This is a genomic window from Cochleicola gelatinilyticus, from assembly GCF_001637325.1.
Lineage (GTDB): Bacteria > Bacteroidota > Bacteroidia > Flavobacteriales > Flavobacteriaceae > Cochleicola > Cochleicola gelatinilyticus.
The window spans coordinates 746,685-763,384 of the sequence record NZ_LRXL01000026.1 but is presented as its reverse complement, the minus strand read 5'-3'; the positions used below and the strand labels follow the sequence as shown (position 1 = coordinate 763,384).

General features: G+C 37.1%; 13 protein-coding genes. 8 read left to right on the top strand and 5 right to left on the bottom strand.

Translation table 11 applies throughout. The features are described 5' to 3' along the window. Window positions 1–28 precede the first annotated feature (28 nt). From trhO to ULVI_RS05430, 6 genes are all read left to right on the top strand, one after another. Complete coding sequence (gene trhO, locus ULVI_RS05455; protein ID WP_068590514.1) at window positions 29–1,060, top strand: oxygen-dependent tRNA uridine(34) hydroxylase TrhO; 1,032 nt, start codon at window positions 29–31, stop codon at window positions 1,058–1,060. A gap of 151 nt (window positions 1,061–1,211) precedes the next feature. After that, on the top strand, window positions 1,212–2,402 hold the full coding sequence (locus tag ULVI_RS05450) for a PSP1 domain-containing protein (protein WP_068590512.1): 1,191 nt from the start codon (window positions 1,212–1,214) through the stop codon (window positions 2,400–2,402). After that, window positions 2,395–2,880, top strand: coding sequence for a gliding motility lipoprotein GldH (locus ULVI_RS05445; RefSeq protein WP_068590511.1), 486 nt, complete (start codon window positions 2,395–2,397; stop codon window positions 2,878–2,880). The genes ULVI_RS05450 and ULVI_RS05445 overlap by 8 nt, the downstream gene beginning before the upstream one ends. 6 nt (window positions 2,881–2,886) lie before the next feature. Then, window positions 2,887–5,205 (top strand): penicillin-binding protein 1A, encoded by a 2,319-nt coding sequence (locus tag ULVI_RS05440; protein WP_068590509.1) that lies wholly within the window; start codon window positions 2,887–2,889, stop codon window positions 5,203–5,205. A 162-nt stretch (window positions 5,206–5,367) separates the two neighbouring features. Next, complete coding sequence (locus ULVI_RS05435; RefSeq protein ID WP_068590508.1) at window positions 5,368–6,066, top strand: CoA transferase subunit A; 699 nt, start codon at window positions 5,368–5,370, stop codon at window positions 6,064–6,066. A gap of 78 nt (window positions 6,067–6,144) precedes the next feature. Continuing rightward, entirely contained in the window at window positions 6,145–6,798 is a 654-nt protein-coding gene (locus tag ULVI_RS05430; protein ID WP_068590506.1) for a CoA transferase subunit B, read from the top strand. Between the two features lie 415 nt (window positions 6,799–7,213). Here ULVI_RS05430 and ULVI_RS05425 read toward each other — a convergent pair whose 3' ends face one another. Then, a complete protein-coding gene (locus ULVI_RS05425) occupies window positions 7,214–8,902 on the bottom strand; it encodes an ABC transporter ATP-binding protein (RefSeq protein WP_068590504.1) in 1,689 nt (562 codons plus the stop codon). A gap of 386 nt (window positions 8,903–9,288) precedes the next feature. On the opposite strand from ULVI_RS05425, the gene ULVI_RS05420 reads away from it, so the two are divergent. Then, complete coding sequence (locus ULVI_RS05420; protein WP_068590502.1) at window positions 9,289–12,240, top strand: M4 family metallopeptidase; 2,952 nt, start codon at window positions 9,289–9,291, stop codon at window positions 12,238–12,240. Window positions 12,241–12,314: 74 nt separating this feature from the next. On the opposite strand, the gene ULVI_RS05415 is transcribed toward ULVI_RS05420, so the two are convergent. Beyond that, complete coding sequence (locus ULVI_RS05415) at window positions 12,315–13,028, bottom strand: 3'-5' exonuclease (protein WP_068590501.1); 714 nt, start codon at window positions 13,026–13,028, stop codon at window positions 12,315–12,317. A gap of 171 nt (window positions 13,029–13,199) precedes the next feature. Here ULVI_RS05415 and ULVI_RS05410 point away from each other — a divergent pair, with 171 nt between their 5' ends. Beyond that, window positions 13,200–13,853, top strand: coding sequence for a class I SAM-dependent methyltransferase (locus ULVI_RS05410; protein ID WP_068590499.1), 654 nt, complete (start codon window positions 13,200–13,202; stop codon window positions 13,851–13,853). A gap of 18 nt (window positions 13,854–13,871) precedes the next feature. Here ULVI_RS05410 and ULVI_RS05405 read toward each other — a convergent pair whose 3' ends face one another. Genes ULVI_RS05405 through ULVI_RS05395 form a run of 3 tightly spaced genes read right to left on the bottom strand, consistent with a single transcriptional unit; the run spans window position 13,872 to window position 16,587 of the window. Continuing rightward, entirely contained in the window at window positions 13,872–15,008 is a 1,137-nt protein-coding gene (locus ULVI_RS05405) for a serine hydrolase domain-containing protein (protein WP_068590497.1), read from the bottom strand. 11 nt (window positions 15,009–15,019) lie between these two features. Then, window positions 15,020–15,493: a methylated-DNA--[protein]-cysteine S-methyltransferase gene (locus ULVI_RS05400; RefSeq protein ID WP_068590495.1), complete on the bottom strand. Its 474-nt coding sequence runs from the start codon at window positions 15,491–15,493 to the stop codon at window positions 15,020–15,022. Then, window positions 15,493–16,587 carry a CNNM domain-containing protein gene (locus ULVI_RS05395; protein WP_068590493.1) on the bottom strand — a complete coding sequence of 365 codons (1,095 nt, stop codon included), beginning with the start codon at window positions 16,585–16,587 and terminating at the stop codon, window positions 15,493–15,495. The genes ULVI_RS05400 and ULVI_RS05395 overlap by 1 nt, the downstream gene beginning before the upstream one ends. Window positions 16,588–16,700 lie beyond the last annotated feature (113 nt).

Here is a 16,700-nt window from a genome sequence, read left to right as displayed (position 1 = left end):
ATTTCTTTTCACCTTAAACAAGTATAGCATGCAACTGTACAATACCTTAAGCGCAAAAGAGCGAGCAGCATTATTAGAAAATGCCGGGGAAGACCGATTAACGCTCTCTTTTTATCAATATGCCAATATCGGGAATCCCGAACTTTTTCGAAATCATTTATTTGTTGCTTGGGACAGTTTGAATGTGCTTGGTCGCATTTATGTCGCTCACGAAGGAATTAACGCACAGCTTTCGGTCCCAGCGAAACAATTTGCTGAGTTTAAAGATTTTTTAGACGGAATTTATTTTCTGAAAGACGTTCGTTTAAACATTGCCATTGAGCACGATCTAAAATCCTTCCTAAAACTGAAAGTAAAAGTGCGCAATAAGATCGTTGCCGACGGATTGAACGACGCCACGTTCGATGTTCGAAACAAAGGTGTTCATGTTGATGCAGAGGCATTTAATGCTTTAATTGAAGATCCCGACACCGTTTTAGTGGATATGCGAAATCATTATGAAAGTGAGATAGGACACTTTAAAGGCGCCGTAACACCCGATGTAGATACCTTTCGCGATTCTCTCGACATTATTGAAGAAGATCTGAAAGACCATAAAGAAGATAAAAAACTAGTTATGTATTGTACGGGTGGAATTCGTTGTGAAAAAGCCAGTGCCTATTACAAACACAAAGGTTTTAAAAATGTATTTCAGCTTGAAGGCGGAATTATAGAATATGCCAGACAGGTAGAACATAAGGGTTTAGAAAACAAATTTATAGGGAAGAACTTCGTATTCGACCATCGTCGTGGGGAACGCATTTCCGACGATGTAATTTCCAACTGTCACCAATGCGGCGAACCTTGCGACACCCATGTAAATTGTGCTAATGAAGCCTGTCATTTGTTGTTTATTCAGTGTGAATCCTGTGCTTCAAAAATGGACACCTGTTGTTCTATAGAATGCCAAGAAATTATTAAACTTCCAGTGGAGGAGCAGAAGAAACTTCGTAGCGGGCTACACAACAGCAATAAAATCTTTAAGAAAGGACGTTCTGAAAAACTAAAGTTTAAAAGGTAGTTATTAAAAATATCTTATTGGTTTTCGTGACTCACATCACAATTCTGAATTCTGAATCTTCATTCGCAATTAATTATTGGTATCTTTACGAATTGAATTAGTTTAATTTTCGTCTTTCTGAACTTTTCAGAAAGCTTTATATATAAAATGTATGGGCTGTACAAGCTGTGCCACGGGTGCTAACGGTCAGCCAAAAGGATGCAAGAACAATGGAACTTGCGGTACTGATGGCTGTAATAAATTAACAGTATTCGATTGGCTTTCAAATATGTCTCTCCCCGCGAATATGGAACCTTTTAATGGGGTCGAAGTTCGTTTTAAAAACGGAAGAAAATCTTTTTTTCAAAATTCAGATAAATTGTCTTTGAGTATGGGTGATATTGTCGCAACCGAAACATCTCCCGGTCATGACATAGGCATTGTAACACTCACGGGGGAATTAGTTCGGGTGCAAATGAAAAAAAAGAAAGAGAATGTAGATCCTACCAAGCTTCCTAAAATATATAGAAAAGCAACTCAGAAAGATATCGATATTTGGCAAGGGGTTCGAGACCGAGAAGCAGATGTTCAAAAACGGTCACGGGAGATTGCCATTCGCCTAGGGCTGCAAATGAAGATAAGCGATGTCGAATTTCAAGGTGATGCTTCAAAAGTAATTTTTTACTATACAGCAGAAGAGCGAGTAGATTTTAGAATGCTCATTAAAGAATTTGCTAGAACTTTTAATACACGTATTGAGATGAAACAGGTTGGTTTCCGTCAGGAGGCAGCCCGATTAGGTGGTATTGGTTCTTGTGGAAGAGAATTATGTTGTTCTACTTGGTTAACCGATTTCCGTTCTGTAAGTACATCGGCCGCGCGTTACCAACAATTATCGCTAAATCCGTTAAAGTTGGCAGGGCAATGTGGGAAATTAAAATGCTGTCTTAATTACGAATTAGATACGTATTTGGATGCTTTGGAGCATTTTCCGAAGAGCGATGTAAAATTACAAACCGAAAAAGGAACCGCCGTCTGTCAAAAGACCGACATTTTTAAAGGGTTGTTGTGGTATGCCTACGAAAAAGAAGCAATGAACTGGCACCAAATGCCTTTAGAAAAAGTAAATGAAATTATTGCTTTTAACAAAAAAGGAAAGAAAGTACAAAGCCTTGAAGCTTACACTATAGAAATTCCAATTGAAGAAAAAGAAATTTTTAGTAACGTCGTTGGTCAAGACAGCCTAACACGGTTTGATACGCCTAAAAGAACCAACAAGAAGCGAAGAAAGAATACTAAAAACCGTAATCGAAACCGAAATTCACAAAAAAAATCAAATAAAAATTCACAAAAAAATGCGTAACCTATGTGCCGCTTTTTTAGGAAGCGTTCTCTTATTTTCATGCAATTCAGACGTTCTTGTTAGTGATTCTGAAAGTATTTCGGGTACTTGGAATAAAAATGAAGCTATTGTGTTTACTATTCCACAAATTGATTCATCACAATCTTACGATGTTTTCTTAACGCTTCGAAATAATAATGATTACCCATTTAGCAACTTGTTTTTAGTGGTTTCTATGGAATTTCCACATGGTAAAATAGTAAAAGATACCCTAGAGTATAAAATGGCGAACCCTGATGGAAGTTGGATTGGTGAAGGAATAGGAAGTATAAAAGAAAGTAAGCTTATATATAAAAAAGGTGTTTCTTTTTCTGAAGAAGGAACCTACAAAATTAGCATTACACAAGCAGTGCGCAATAACGGGAATGTCGAAGGCGTTACTCAATTGGAGGGCATCACAGACGTTGGGTATAGCATAGAAACAACCTCACAACATTAGTAAATCATGGCAACAAAGACCACGAAAAAGCCTTCAAAAAAGGCACCACAAAACAACACCAGAAAACACGTAAAAACATTCTGGAAATTATTCGCTGCTTTTATAGGATTTATCATACTTGTTTTTTTACTCACTTCTTGGGGTGTTTTAGGCTCGCTACCCGATGAAACAACGTTAGAAAATCCAGAAAAAAATCTCGCTACCGAAATTATAGGGTCCGACGGTAAAGTGCTGGGTAAATTTTATAAAGAGAATAGAACACCAGTACCCTACGATTCGTTACCCGACCACCTCATTAATGCCTTAATTGCTACCGAAGACGTACGTTTTTATGACCATTCAGGAATAGATGGGAGAGGAACACTTCGCGCATTTGTCTTTTTGGGTTCTCGAGGAGGAGCTAGTACAATATCTCAACAACTTGCCAAATTATTTTTTACTGAAAATGCCTCTCGTAATAAGTTTGCAAGAGGGATGCAAAAACTAAAAGAGTGGGTTATTGCTACGCGTCTAGAACGCAGATATACTAAGGAAGAGATTCTTACAATGTATTTTAACGAATATGATTTTTTAAATCAAGCAGTTGGAATTCAATCAGCGTCACACATCTATTTCGACAAAGAACCTAATGAGCTAACTACAGTAGAGTCTGCAATTCTAGTTGGAATGTTTAAAAACTCTTCATTATATAATCCGCTTAGAAACCCAGAAGGAGTTAGAAATAGAAGAAATGTAGTACTTTCTCAAATGGAAAAGTACGATTATATTTCTGAAACGGTAAAGGATTCTTTACAAGCACTTCCATTAGAAATTAAATTCACACCTCAAGGTCATAATGAAGGGATCGCTACCTATTTTAGAGAATACGCACGTGCATTCATGCAAGACTGGATCGACGATAATCCAAAAACCGACGGATCTAAATACAATATGTATAGCGACGGATTAAAAATTTATACCACTATCGACTCTAAAATGCAGGAATATGCAGAAGAAGCGGTCGATATGCATATGGCTCATCTTCAGAAAGAATTTAACAAACAGAACGAGAAAAACAAAACCGCTCCTTTTCGAGATATTACTGAAGAGGAAACAGATAAAATCTTAATGTCTTCCATGAAGCGTAGTGACCGCTGGCGAGAAATGGAAAAACAAGGCAAAAATGATAAGGAGATTATTGAAAGTTTTAAAAAGAAGAGTAAAATGCGAATCTTTTCGTGGGGTGGTGATATAGACACTACCATGACTCCAATGGACTCTATTCGTTATTATAAATCATTTTTACAAGCATCCATGATGTCTATGACTCCGCAAACTGGAGAAGTTAAAGCATGGGTAGGAGGAATCGATTATAAGCATTTTAAGTACGACATGGTAAAAACAGGGAAACGACAAATAGGCTCTACCTTTAAACCCTTTGTATATGCAACAGCTATAGACCAAATGCATATGTCACCATGTGATACACTGCCAAATACTCCCTATTGTGTGCCTGCTGGAAAGCACGGAAACACAAAAGATTGGTGCCCAAATAACTCAGGGGGAGATTATGGGGATATGGTAAATTTAAAAGAGGCATTAGCACGCTCCATTAACACAGCTACGGCAAGGCTTATAGATCGCGTGGGTCCAAGACCGGTAATCGACTTGGTTGCTAAAATGGGGATTGAAACTAAAAACATGCCCGAAGTGCCTTCTATTGCGCTAGGAACGCCAGATGTTTCATTGTATGAAATGGTGGGCGCATACAGCACATTTGCTAATGAAGGAGTGTATGTAAAACCAACTTTAATTCAGCGTATTGAAGATAAAAACGGAACCGTATTATTCCAACATGTACCTGAAACGAAAGATGTTATTAGCGATGAAACGGCATATGTTACAGTAAGTTTGATGCAAGGTGTTACGCAGTCTGGTTCGGGAGCTCGTCTTAGAGGAACATGGGCGACTTCCAATAGTTTTTATAAGAGCGCAGTTACAGGATACCCTTATAATTTTAAAAATCCAATTGCCGGAAAAACTGGAACAACCCAAAACAACAGTGATGGCTGGTTTATGGGAATGGTTCCAAATTTAGTAACCGGAGTGTGGGTTGGAGGAGAAGATCGTTCGGTACATTTTAGTTCAACACGATATGGACAAGGAGCAACAATGGCACTTCCTATTTGGGGAATTTATATGAAAAAATGTTATGCAGATGAAAGCCTTGAAATATCGACAGGTAACTTTAAAAAGCCGGCAAATGTTTCAATTATAACCGACTGCGCAGAGTATAAGCAAGAAAATTCAGATGTGGAAGAAATACCAGATGAATTTGATTTTTAACGAAGGTTAATTTCAGTACACTAAAAAAACCTGTTCAATGATGTCGTTGAACAGGTTTTTTTTTCGGGTTGATTTCAGTATTTTTATCACTACTAATTACGATTTGAAATCTTGCAGCTTATCGAGGTCGCTAAAAGGTTTCTTTTCTGAAAAAAACTCAGAATGATTAATAAGACAGTTGCGAATGTTACTGAAGCATGCCAAGGAATTAAAGATGGAATGACATTTATGCTAGGTGGATTTGGACTTAGCGGAATTCCTGAAAATGCGATTGCTGAATTAGTGCGACAAAACGTGAAGAATGTCACCTGTATTTCTAATAATGCTGGAGTTGATGATTTCGGATTGGGGTTATTGCTTCAAAAACATCAAATCAAAAAAATGATTTCTTCCTATGTTGGTGAAAATGCCGAGTTTGAACGTCAAATGTTGAGCGGAGAATTAGAAGTAGAGTTAATTCCACAAGGTACACTTGCGCAACGATGTCAAGCAGCTCAAGCAGGAATTCCCGCGTTCTATACGCCAGCAGGCTATGGAACAGAAGTGGCAGAAGGAAAAGAAAGTCGCGAATTCAACGGAAAAATGCATATTTTGGAAAGTGCTTTTAACGCAGACTTTGCTTTCGTTAAAGCGTGGAAAGGTGATGAGGCGGGTAATTTAATTTTTAAAGGAACAGCTCGTAATTTTAATCCGAACATGTGTGGTGCTGCAAAAATTACGGTAGCTGAGGTAGAAGAACTTGTTCCTGCGGGAACACTGGACCCTAATCAGGTACACATTCCAGGAATTTTTGTACAACGTATCTTTAAGGGAGAAGCGTACGAAAAGAGAATTGAGCAACGAACTGTTCGTAAAAAGTAATTTGAAAACGACCAGATTACATTGTTTTCAAAACAACCTGTCGTGCATTCCACGGTTAGGTATTAAATAAAATTAAATATGTTAACAAAGGAGCAAATAGCGCAACGCATTGCGAAAGAAGTAAAAAATGGATATTACGTAAATCTAGGAATTGGTATTCCTACTTTGGTAGCAAATTTTGTGCGAGATGATATTGAAGTTGAATTTCAAAGCGAAAATGGAATTTTAGGAATGGGACCATTTCCTGTTGATGGAGAAGAAGATCCAGATCTTATCAATGCTGGAAAGCAAACCATTACCGCATTACCTGGTGCCTCTTTTTTTGATTCTGCAACTAGTTTCGGCATGATTCGAGGACAACATGTCGATCTTACTATTTTAGGTGCTATGGAAGTAGCCCAAAATGGGGATATCGCAAACTGGAAAATTCCTGGAAAAATGGTTAAAGGTATGGGAGGCGCTATGGATCTTGTAGCCTCAGCAGAAAATATAATTGTAGCCATGATGCATACCAATCGCGCAGGTGAATCTAAACTCTTAAAACAATGTTCGCTCCCACTTACAGGGGTAAATTGTGTAAAGAAAATAGTAACTAATCTTGCGGTGCTTGAAATTAAAGAAGGGGCTTTTGTTCTCTTAGAAAGAGCACCAGGTGTCTCTGTTGACGATATAAGAAATGCAACACAAGGAGATCTTATTGTAAACGGATCAATTCCTGAAATAGAATTATAGTCATTTAACCGATATTTATGAATTTAGCCGATGTTTTACATCGGTTTTTTTTATATCAAAATGTAGGAAAAAGATGATATTTTGTGCAAAAATGTTAAAAAAATAAGCATTACGTCGAATAATTATGTTTTTAAACGTAATTTTAAGAAATAGTTCACATCTTAGCAGTCCCAAGTTTAACCAACTTAACCTATTATGTTTAAAACTATTAAAAATACATTTCAGCTTCTTAAGAATGTAATGTATGTTGCAAAAAAAGTGTTTTTGTTGATGTAATTTTCTAGAAGTAGAAAATTGTTTTTTTGAGTTAATTACCCCCAAATCTGCTACTACGATACAGATTTAAGGTCAGCCCGTTCTTTGTGAGGTTAGAACGGGCTTTTTTATGTTTGTTTCTGAAAGCTTTAAAGGATATTTATATCCCTTTTGGGATGGCATCAATTAGTTTTTTCGTGTATTCGGTTACAGGGTTTGCATAAATCTCATCGGCATCTCCTAATTCTTCAATGCGACCTTGGTTCATTACTAATAGCTGGTCTGCCATGTATTTTACCACAGCCAAATCATGCGAGATAAAAATGTAGGTAAAACCAAAATCTTCTTTTAATTCATTTAAAAGGTTTAATACTTGTGCTTGTACCGATATGTCTAAAGCAGAAACAGATTCGTCACAAATCACTAGTTTTGGTTCCATGATGATGGTACGGGCAATGCCAATGCGTTGTCGTTGCCCTCCAGAAAGTTCATGTGGATAACGGTAATAAAAAGATTCTTCTAACCCCACTCGCTTCAAAATTTTCAGTACTTTTTCTTTTCGTTTCTTTTTTGAAGTTCCAATTTTATGGACGATCATTGGTTCCATTAAGGCTTCACCTAAAATAATTCTAGGGTTTAACGATGCGTACGGATCTTGAAAAATAAGTTGTATCTCTTTCCGAAGTTTTCTAATTTCAGAAGTAGATAGGTTCGATATATCGGCTCCTCTGTATTTAATAGTTCCCGCTGTGGCTTTATCTAATAGGAGTATTGCTTTACCAAGAGTTGATTTGCCACACCCTGATTCTCCGACCAGCCCTAATGTTTCACCTTCAAATACCTTAAAACTTACATTATTTACTGCCTTTACGACATTTTGTTTGTTAAAAAATCCGGTATTTCCATAGTATTCCTTCTCGAGATTTAGAATTTCCAGAATAGGTGGTTGGGTATACAGTTGTTTGTGATGTAAAGCTCGTTCTTGTGGAGAAACCTCTTCGGTTATAAAAGAAGCATCTGCTAAAGACGCAATGGTAGGAAGTCTTTTTAAACGCACCTCTAAAGTAGGTCGTGACGCTAATAATGCTTTGGTGTAAGTATTCTTCGGATTCTTAAAAATTGATTCAACCTTTCCTGCTTCTACCACTTCTCCTTGATACATGACAATAACACGATCGGCGAGTTCGGCTACCAAACTTAAATCGTGAGAGATAAAAAGAAGGCTCATTCCAGTTTCTTTTTGAAGCTCTTTTAATAATAATAAAATTTCTTTCTGAACTGTTACATCTAATGCGGTTGTTGGCTCGTCTGCAATTAGTAATTTAGGCTTACAGGCAATCGCCATAGCAATCATGACCCGTTGCATTTGCCCACCACTTATTTGATGCGGATAACTTCTGAAAATTTCCTTGGGACGAGGCAGTTTTACTTTTTCAAACAACAGCAAGGTTTCTTTTTTTGCTTCAGAAACAGATAATTTTAAATGATTCTGAAGAATTTCTGCAACTTGAAAACCACATCGTAAAGAAGGATTTAAAGCACTCATGGGCTCTTGAAATATCATTGCGATCTTATTACCACGAAGGGTTCGAAGTTCCTTTTCAGAAAGGGTTAGAAGATTTTTTCCATTGAAAAGAGCTTTACCCTTTAAATGAGTAATTTTCTTTGGAAGCAAACCCATAAGTGCTAATGAGGTTACAGATTTGCCAGACCCTGACTCCCCTACGACTCCAACAATTTCATTTTCAGAAATAGAAAAGGAAATATTGTGAATTACTTCGGTGGTTTTCTTTTTTGTTCCAAAAGCAATAGAAAGTGCTTCAATAGAAAGTAGGGGTGTCTCACTCATATCTCAAAGGTAGTAGAATATTCAATAATGGATGAAAATATTGTTTTCAAACGATTCGATTAATTCCATTATACTAATATTTCTTAATTGCTCTAAAGGTAATGTGTTGGTATCTATTCATATATGTAAATTATTGTGTAGTTCATCGAAATTCTTTTGTAGTAATTAAAAAATTATGTTAATTCGTAACTGAAAACTATTTTAATGCTCTTTTTATTGAGATATATTTACTAATTAAATAGATTTATTGCATTAAATTCAGTTTCAAAAATATTTTTATCCCGACTCTTATCCCCTCGGGCTTTGAAAATTACGCATAAGAAGTATCCCCCACGATACAATACGAATACAAACCTGATTTATTAATTTTTTTAATTTCACTATTTATGAAAAACCAATACAGAAACATTGCTTCTGCAATGTTAGTAGGACTCATTTCTTTTACGAGTCTGGCACAGGAATCTCCACAGAAACCTATTAAGAATTTACAAACGTTCGATCAGACGGAAAACAAAGCCATATCAAATGTTAGGCAGGTACTATCTGAACAATTAAAACTTCCCGAGGGTAATACCCTTTCTGAAATTTCTCAAAAAACAGATGAACTTGGTTTTACACACAAGGAGTATCAACAGTATTACAATTCTATTAAAGTAGAGTTTAGTTCTAGTAAGGTACACGCTAAAGAGGGAAAGATTATTGCTATGAGCAATAATGTTTTTCGCATAGCAGAACTACCTATTACTCCTCAGGTTAGCAATGCACAAGCGTTTAGCCGCGCATTGAGTCATGTAGGAGCTAGTACATATTTATGGGAAAATAGCCAAGAAGCACAACTAGCAGAAGACTACTCTAGACCTAATGGCGAATTGGTCGTATTTCCTGCAATAGAAAAAGTAACTACTGCACCTCGATTAGCATATAAATTTGATATTTATGCTACTGCGCCAGTGTATCGAGCTGACGTTTATATTGATGCGATTACTGGAGAATTTATAATGGAGAACAAACGAATTCATCACGCAAACACACCTGCAACTGGAACAAGTTTATATAACGGTAATGTCTCTTTTACTGCCGACAGTAATTCGGGTCAGTATCGTTTGCGTCAAACTGCTGACGGTGGTGGAATTCAGACTTTCGACATGAATAACGGAACAAATTATAATAGTGCAAGTGAAATTACAAGCAATAGCACCAATTTTACTGGAAATGCTACAGGAGTTCAAGCACATTTTGGTGCAGAACAAACTCATAAATACTTTTCTCAAAAACACAGCCGAAACTCTTACAATGGTTCTGGAGCGGTAATTCGTTCGTATGTGAGTTATTCTTCAAACTATGTAAATGCCTTTTGGGATGGAAGTAGAATGACGTATGGGGATGGAGACGGTGTTCAATATGGCCCATTAGTATCACTTGATATTGTAGGGCATGAAATTGCTCACGGTGTAACAGAGTATGCAGCCAACCTAGTTTACAGTTATGAGTCTGGTGCATTAAACGAATCGTTCTCTGATATTTTTGGAGAGTCTATCGAGAAGTTTGCACAGGGTAACAATGACTGGCTAATGGGAGATGCCATTGGTGCCGGTGGTAGCGGTGGAGCACTTCGTTCTATGAGTAACCCAAATAGCTACGGTCAACCAGATACCTATTTAGGTAACAATTGGTACTCGGGATCTGGAGATAATGGAGGAGTGCATTATAACTCTGGAGTACAAAATTTTTGGTTCTATCTTTTAAGTGTAGGTGGAAGTGGTACAAATGATAATGGAGATAGTTACAATGTTTCTGTAATTGGAATGGACAAAGCAGCAGCAATTGCATATAGAAATTTAGCTGTATATCTTAATTCAAATTCTCAATATGATGATGCAAGAGCGGGAGCAATTCAATCTGCTATAGATTTATACGGAGCAGGAAGTGCCGAAGAAATTGCAGTAACCAATGCATGGCATGCGGTAGGAGTTGGAGCTCCTTACGATGGAGGAAACCCACCTGCGCCAGAAGATTGTGTTACTGGAGATGTAAATTTATCGATCACATTCGATAATTATCCTGAAGAAACTGCATGGACATTGAAAAATGGAGCAGGAACTACGATAGAGTCTGGAAGTTATTCTTCTGCGAATGCAGACGGTTCTACGGTTACTGCTACTTTTTCTGGACTAGCCGATGACGATTATACCTTTACAATAACAGATGCTTACGGAGATGGGATTTGCTGTTCTTATGGAAATGGTTCGTATACCTTATCTACAGATTCAGTAACTATTGTATCTGGTGGAAATTTTGGTAGCTCAGAAGCTACTCAGTTTTGTATAGAGTCGGGAGGAGCCGACACCCAAGCACCGAGCACACCTGGAAATCTTTCAGCTTCGAACATAACAGAAACTACAGCTACACTTTCGTGGAACGCTTCTTCAGATAATGTAGGTGTTACAGGATACGATGTGTATCAAGGAAGTACAGTATTAGGAACAACAACGAGTACCTCGGCAAATATTACAGGTTTAGTTGCGAACAGCAGTTACACATTTAGCGTAAGGGCTAAAGATGCTGCAGGAAACACATCCGCAAGCTCAAACAGCGTAAATGTGACGACCTCGTCTCCTTCTACTGCAGACTATTGTGATAGTCAGGGAAATAACTCGTCTTACGAATGGATAGATTTAGTAGCCTTGAATAACTTAAATAATGTAACAGGTAATAATGGAGGATATGCCGATTTTACAAGCCTTTCAGCAAATTTACCTTACGGTTCAAACACAGTAAGGATTAGTGCTGGGTTCTCTGGTTCAAGTTATACTGAATATTGGAAAATTTGGATTGATTACGATCACGATGGTACTTTTGAATCTAATGAGTTGGTTGTTAGTGGATCTTCATCTTCTAGCGCAACGTTGAGTGGTAGTTTTTCTGTTCCAACAACAGCAACTGCTGGAGCAACAAGAATGCGTGTTTCTATGAAGTATAATAGTGCACAGACCTCTTGTGAAGCTTTTTCTTATGGTGAAGTGGAAGATTATACTGTAAATATCGGACAATCTTTTGCGGGAATTGCAGATGGTACATCGGGAGATACCTTAGGGAATGATAGTGCTGTGTACGGAATTAAAATGTATCCGAATCCTGCGAGTACTTATATAACCATTGAGTTGCTTGACAACCGTGAAGCTACTTACGAGATATTTAATGTATTAGGACAACAAGTATCAAATGGAATGCTTGATAGAACAGCAACTATTAATGTAAATAACCTTGCTGCTGGTTTGTATCTTGTAAAAATTAATGATGGGCAGAAAGACTTAATTCAACGATTTGTTAAGAATTAAGGCAATAGGTTTTTAATCTATACGACTTTTCTCCCCAAAGAAAAACCCGATCGAATCTCGATCGGGTTTTTATATTACACCGATTTAATTTCCAAATCTGTTAACAGTGGTTCATTTCTAAGTCTTAAAAATACTTGAGCTACGGTAATAGTGTCTTTTTCGCAATAGATAATAATGCGATCTATATCTTGTTCCTCATAAAATACGTCACGCACTTGACTGCCATCTATATCATCCTTTGGTGAAGGGATGCCTAAAACATGAGCCATTAGTTTCAGTGAGGTAAAGGTCTTGTAGTCTCCAAATTTCCATAATTCTAAAGTGTCAAGATGAGGTACTTCCCAAGGTTTTTTTCCGAAGAGATTTAATTTGAAGGGAAGTTCAATACCGTGAATGATCATTCTTCTAGCGATGTATGGAAAGTCAAATTCTTTCCCATTGTGTGCGCAAAGTAAATGATTGGGTCTGTTAAAATGAGTTTCTAAAAGCACTTTAAACTCTTTTAAAATGTCCTCTTCTTCTCCGTGAAAACTTGTTACGCGAAAGGTGCGTGTATCTCCTTGTAACTTAAAGAACCCTACAGATATACAAACAATCTTTCCAAATTCAGCCCAAATACCAGCACGGTCGTAAAATTGGGATGCAGTGAAATCTTCTTTTCGCTGATACTTTGTTTTCTGCTCATATAGAAGTTGAGTGGCTTCGTCTAGATCTTCAAAGTTGGGATGTTGTGGAACGGTTTCTATATCCAGAAAAAGGATGTGTTCCAAATTAATTCTCTGTAACATGGCATTAAAATCTAATGGGAGAGCAGATGGTTAAATGTACAAATTTTTAACAAACAATCATTCAGTACGTATTGGGATCGTTTTCAATTCTGCACTCGTTTATTAGCTTTATATTGTTGTAACGTTTTAATGATGAAACAATCGATTGTAAAAAATTAAGATTGAATTTTTATGAGTAAAGAAAAAAAACCATGGCCCACTGTAGATGCAATGAAACAGATCTATGAAAAAAAACTTTGGGGAGGATCAACCCCAGATTTTTACTCTGGGATTGGATCGCATCACCCCGATATTGTACAGCCTTATACAAGAGTTTTAACCAAATTTTTAACCTCATTTAAAAACCCACTTACTGTCTGTGATTTAGGTTGCGGTGATTTTAACGTTGGTAAAGAACTAGTAAAACACACGAAACAATTTATTGCAGTAGATATAGTACCTGAACTAATTGAGCGTAACAGAAGCACTTATAGTAATAAAAATTTAGAATTCCATTGTTTAAATATTTCAACAAACGAATTGCCAGCTGCAGATTGTGCATTACTAAGACAAGTATTACAGCATTTGTCGAATGCTGAGGTTCAAGAAATTGTAAATAAATTGCCGAACTATAAATATGTTATCCTCACCGAACATCTGCCTGTAGAAGACTTTAAGCCTAATAAAGATATTATCTCCGGTCAAGGCATTAGACTGAAAAAACAAAGTGGATTAAATCTTTTGCTTCCCCCCTTCAATTATAATCCAAAAGCACAAACGGAGTTGCTTTCTATCACATTAGAAAGCGGAAGAGGACGTATTGTAACGACCCTATATGAAAATTGAAAAGGAGTTTTGTAAACATTAAAGATAATTCAACATTGCATAAACTTCATCTACATACAGATAGAAATCGGTCGTGAAATTGTCAATTTTTGTACGAGGTATACGATGTCCTAATCGTACTATTATTAAATCGTCTTCGGGAATCGTAATAACGTACTGTCCTAAAATACCACGCATTACAAAAATTTCTTTGTTGTTATAGTCACTCAGCCAAAAACCGTATCCGTATTCGGGACTCGATTCAAAACGGGGTTGAATAGATTGGGCGACAAAAGAAGAATCTATTAATTGTTTGCCGTTCCATTTTCCGAAATCTTTATACAATTTTCCGAAGCGAGCAAAATCGCGTGCGTTACTTGAAAGGCAGCAATAGGCCTTTACGAGTCGATTTGTTTCATCATCTACTTGCCATAACGCGGGTTGTTCAAAGCCCATAGGTTGCCAAAAGCTTTTTGAAAGATAGTTTGACAAAGGTTGTTGCGTGGCTTTTTGAAGTACCATTGCGAGAAGCGCTGTATTTCCACTAAGGTACTTAAATGCTTGTCCAGGAGTGTCTACAACTTTTAGGCTAAGCATTGTTTCAGCGAGGTCATCATCGTAGTATGCTCGAGCCGTAATCCCAAACGGATTTAAATAAGACTCGTCCCAATTAAGTCCAGAACTCATAGAGGAAAGATCTCCAACAGTCATATCTGTATCTGCAAACTGTGGATAAAAGTCGGAAACGGGTTGTTCTAAATTTTTTATATAGCCTTCTTGAATTGCTTTTCCTAATAATGCCGACGTTATACTTTTCGCCATTGAAAATGAATTGGTCTGCGATGTGATACCGTACCCATCTGCATACTGCTCGTAAATAAGACTGTCATTTTTTATAATAAGAAAAGCAACGGTTTCGTAATTTTTATTTGCTTCGGAAAGCGTTTCGGTAGGAGTTAGAGTTCCAAAATCTTCATGTTTTTGCCAGGGCTGTGGATGTGTGCTCGCAAGAATAGTTTCGTTTTCGAAATAGGAATAATCGTCTATAAATGCGGTGGAATGTCCTGTAAAATAGACCACACGAATGCCTTTTAAAATATAGGCGTTGTCGGTAATGAGAAGTAAGATGATACAAAGAAAAATGATTCCGAAAAACCAAATAAGAAACCGTTTCATAGGAGAGGCGTTTAAAATAGAGAACCTTGCTTTACCGGACTTTCATGTTCAAGCAACCATTTTTTGCGATGCAAACCGCCGGCATATCCAGTAAGAGAACCGTCACTTCCAATAACTCTATGACAGGGAACAATTATCGAAATAGGGTTTTTACCATTTGCTGAAGCTGCTGCCCGAATCACTTTTGGGTCGCCTAATTGATTGGCGATTTGCTGATATGAAACTGTTTTTCCAAACGGAATTTGTTGCAATTGCTGCCATACTTTTTTCTGAAAATTAGTTCCTTCAAGTGAAAGCTTCAGTTGGAAATGAGACCGTTTTCCTTCAAAATATTCCATAAGTTGCGAGGTTGCTTCATGCAATTCTGAAGGGTTTTCTTCCGAAGCAACTTCCGAAGGATCCACAAAATAAACAGAAGTTACACCTTGCGATGTTCCTTTTAATTCAAGAATTCCTATCGGGGTTTTAAGATGCGCGGTTGCCATTACTCTTCGTTTTCTTCCTTTCCTTCTTGAAGACTTATACCCATTCGTTTAGCGCGGCGTTCCCAATTTTTACGAGCTTGTACTTGCATGTCTTCGATAGAATCGCTTTCGTCCATAATTTCTAATCCGAGTAGGGTTTCAATAATATCTTCCATCGTAACCACCCCTATGGTATTTCCAAATTCATCAACGACTGAAGCAATATGACCTCTTTTCTTTATAAATATTTCGAATAGATCTGGAATTGGTTTTTGTGCATCGACGACAAAGATTTCACGACGAAGATCACTTAATAATTTTTCGCCGTGTTCTTCAACAATTTCTTCCAGAATATCATCGCGAAGTACAAATCCAGTAATGTTATGAGATTTTCCGCTATATACAGGAATACGAGAAAATTGAAGGTTTTTATGGGATTCGTGAAACGCCTTTAGCGTCATATTTTCATCTTCTAAAGTCACTACTGGGAAAGGGGTCATGACGTCTTTTGCTTGTACCGATTTAAACACCAACAGATTTTTAATAACGGTGGTTTCATTTTCCTCGAACACCCCTTCTTCTTCGGCAGCATCGGTCATTGCCAAAAATTCTTCACGACTCATGGTACTCACATGGGCAGACTTCCCAATAAGTTTTGTGGTAAGTGTAAGAATCCAGAGAATACCAGTATATTTTAAAGGAAAAATGATTGCCTTTAAAGTAAAAGCCGTGAAAGGCCCTAGTTTTTTCCAATATGTGGCGCCAATGGTTTTCGGGATGATTTCAGAAACAATTAATATTAAAAGTGTCATGATCGCCGATACAACACCCACAATATTTACGCCCAAAACTTCAAATTTGTAAGGAAGCTTCTCTGCTTCAACACCTACTAAAATAGCCCCAACTGTATGCGCGACCGTATTAATTGTAAGAATAGCAATAAGAGGTTTGTCAATATCTTTTTTTAAAGCCGCAATCGTAGATGCATAGCCTTTTCCTTCTTGAGCTTTAACTTTTAAAAATGTAGGAGTAAAGCTTAAAAGTGCAGCTTCTAGGATAGAGCACAAAAAAGAAAAGAAAATAGAAAGTACTGCGTAGAGTATGAGTAGGGTCATTACGAAAAATTAATTTTGACTAATTTAAAGATTTAAACCCGATTTTTCTACAACAGAATGTTAATTGCAAAAATTTAAAAAGTGTTTAAAAAGGTAATTGTAGAATTATTAAT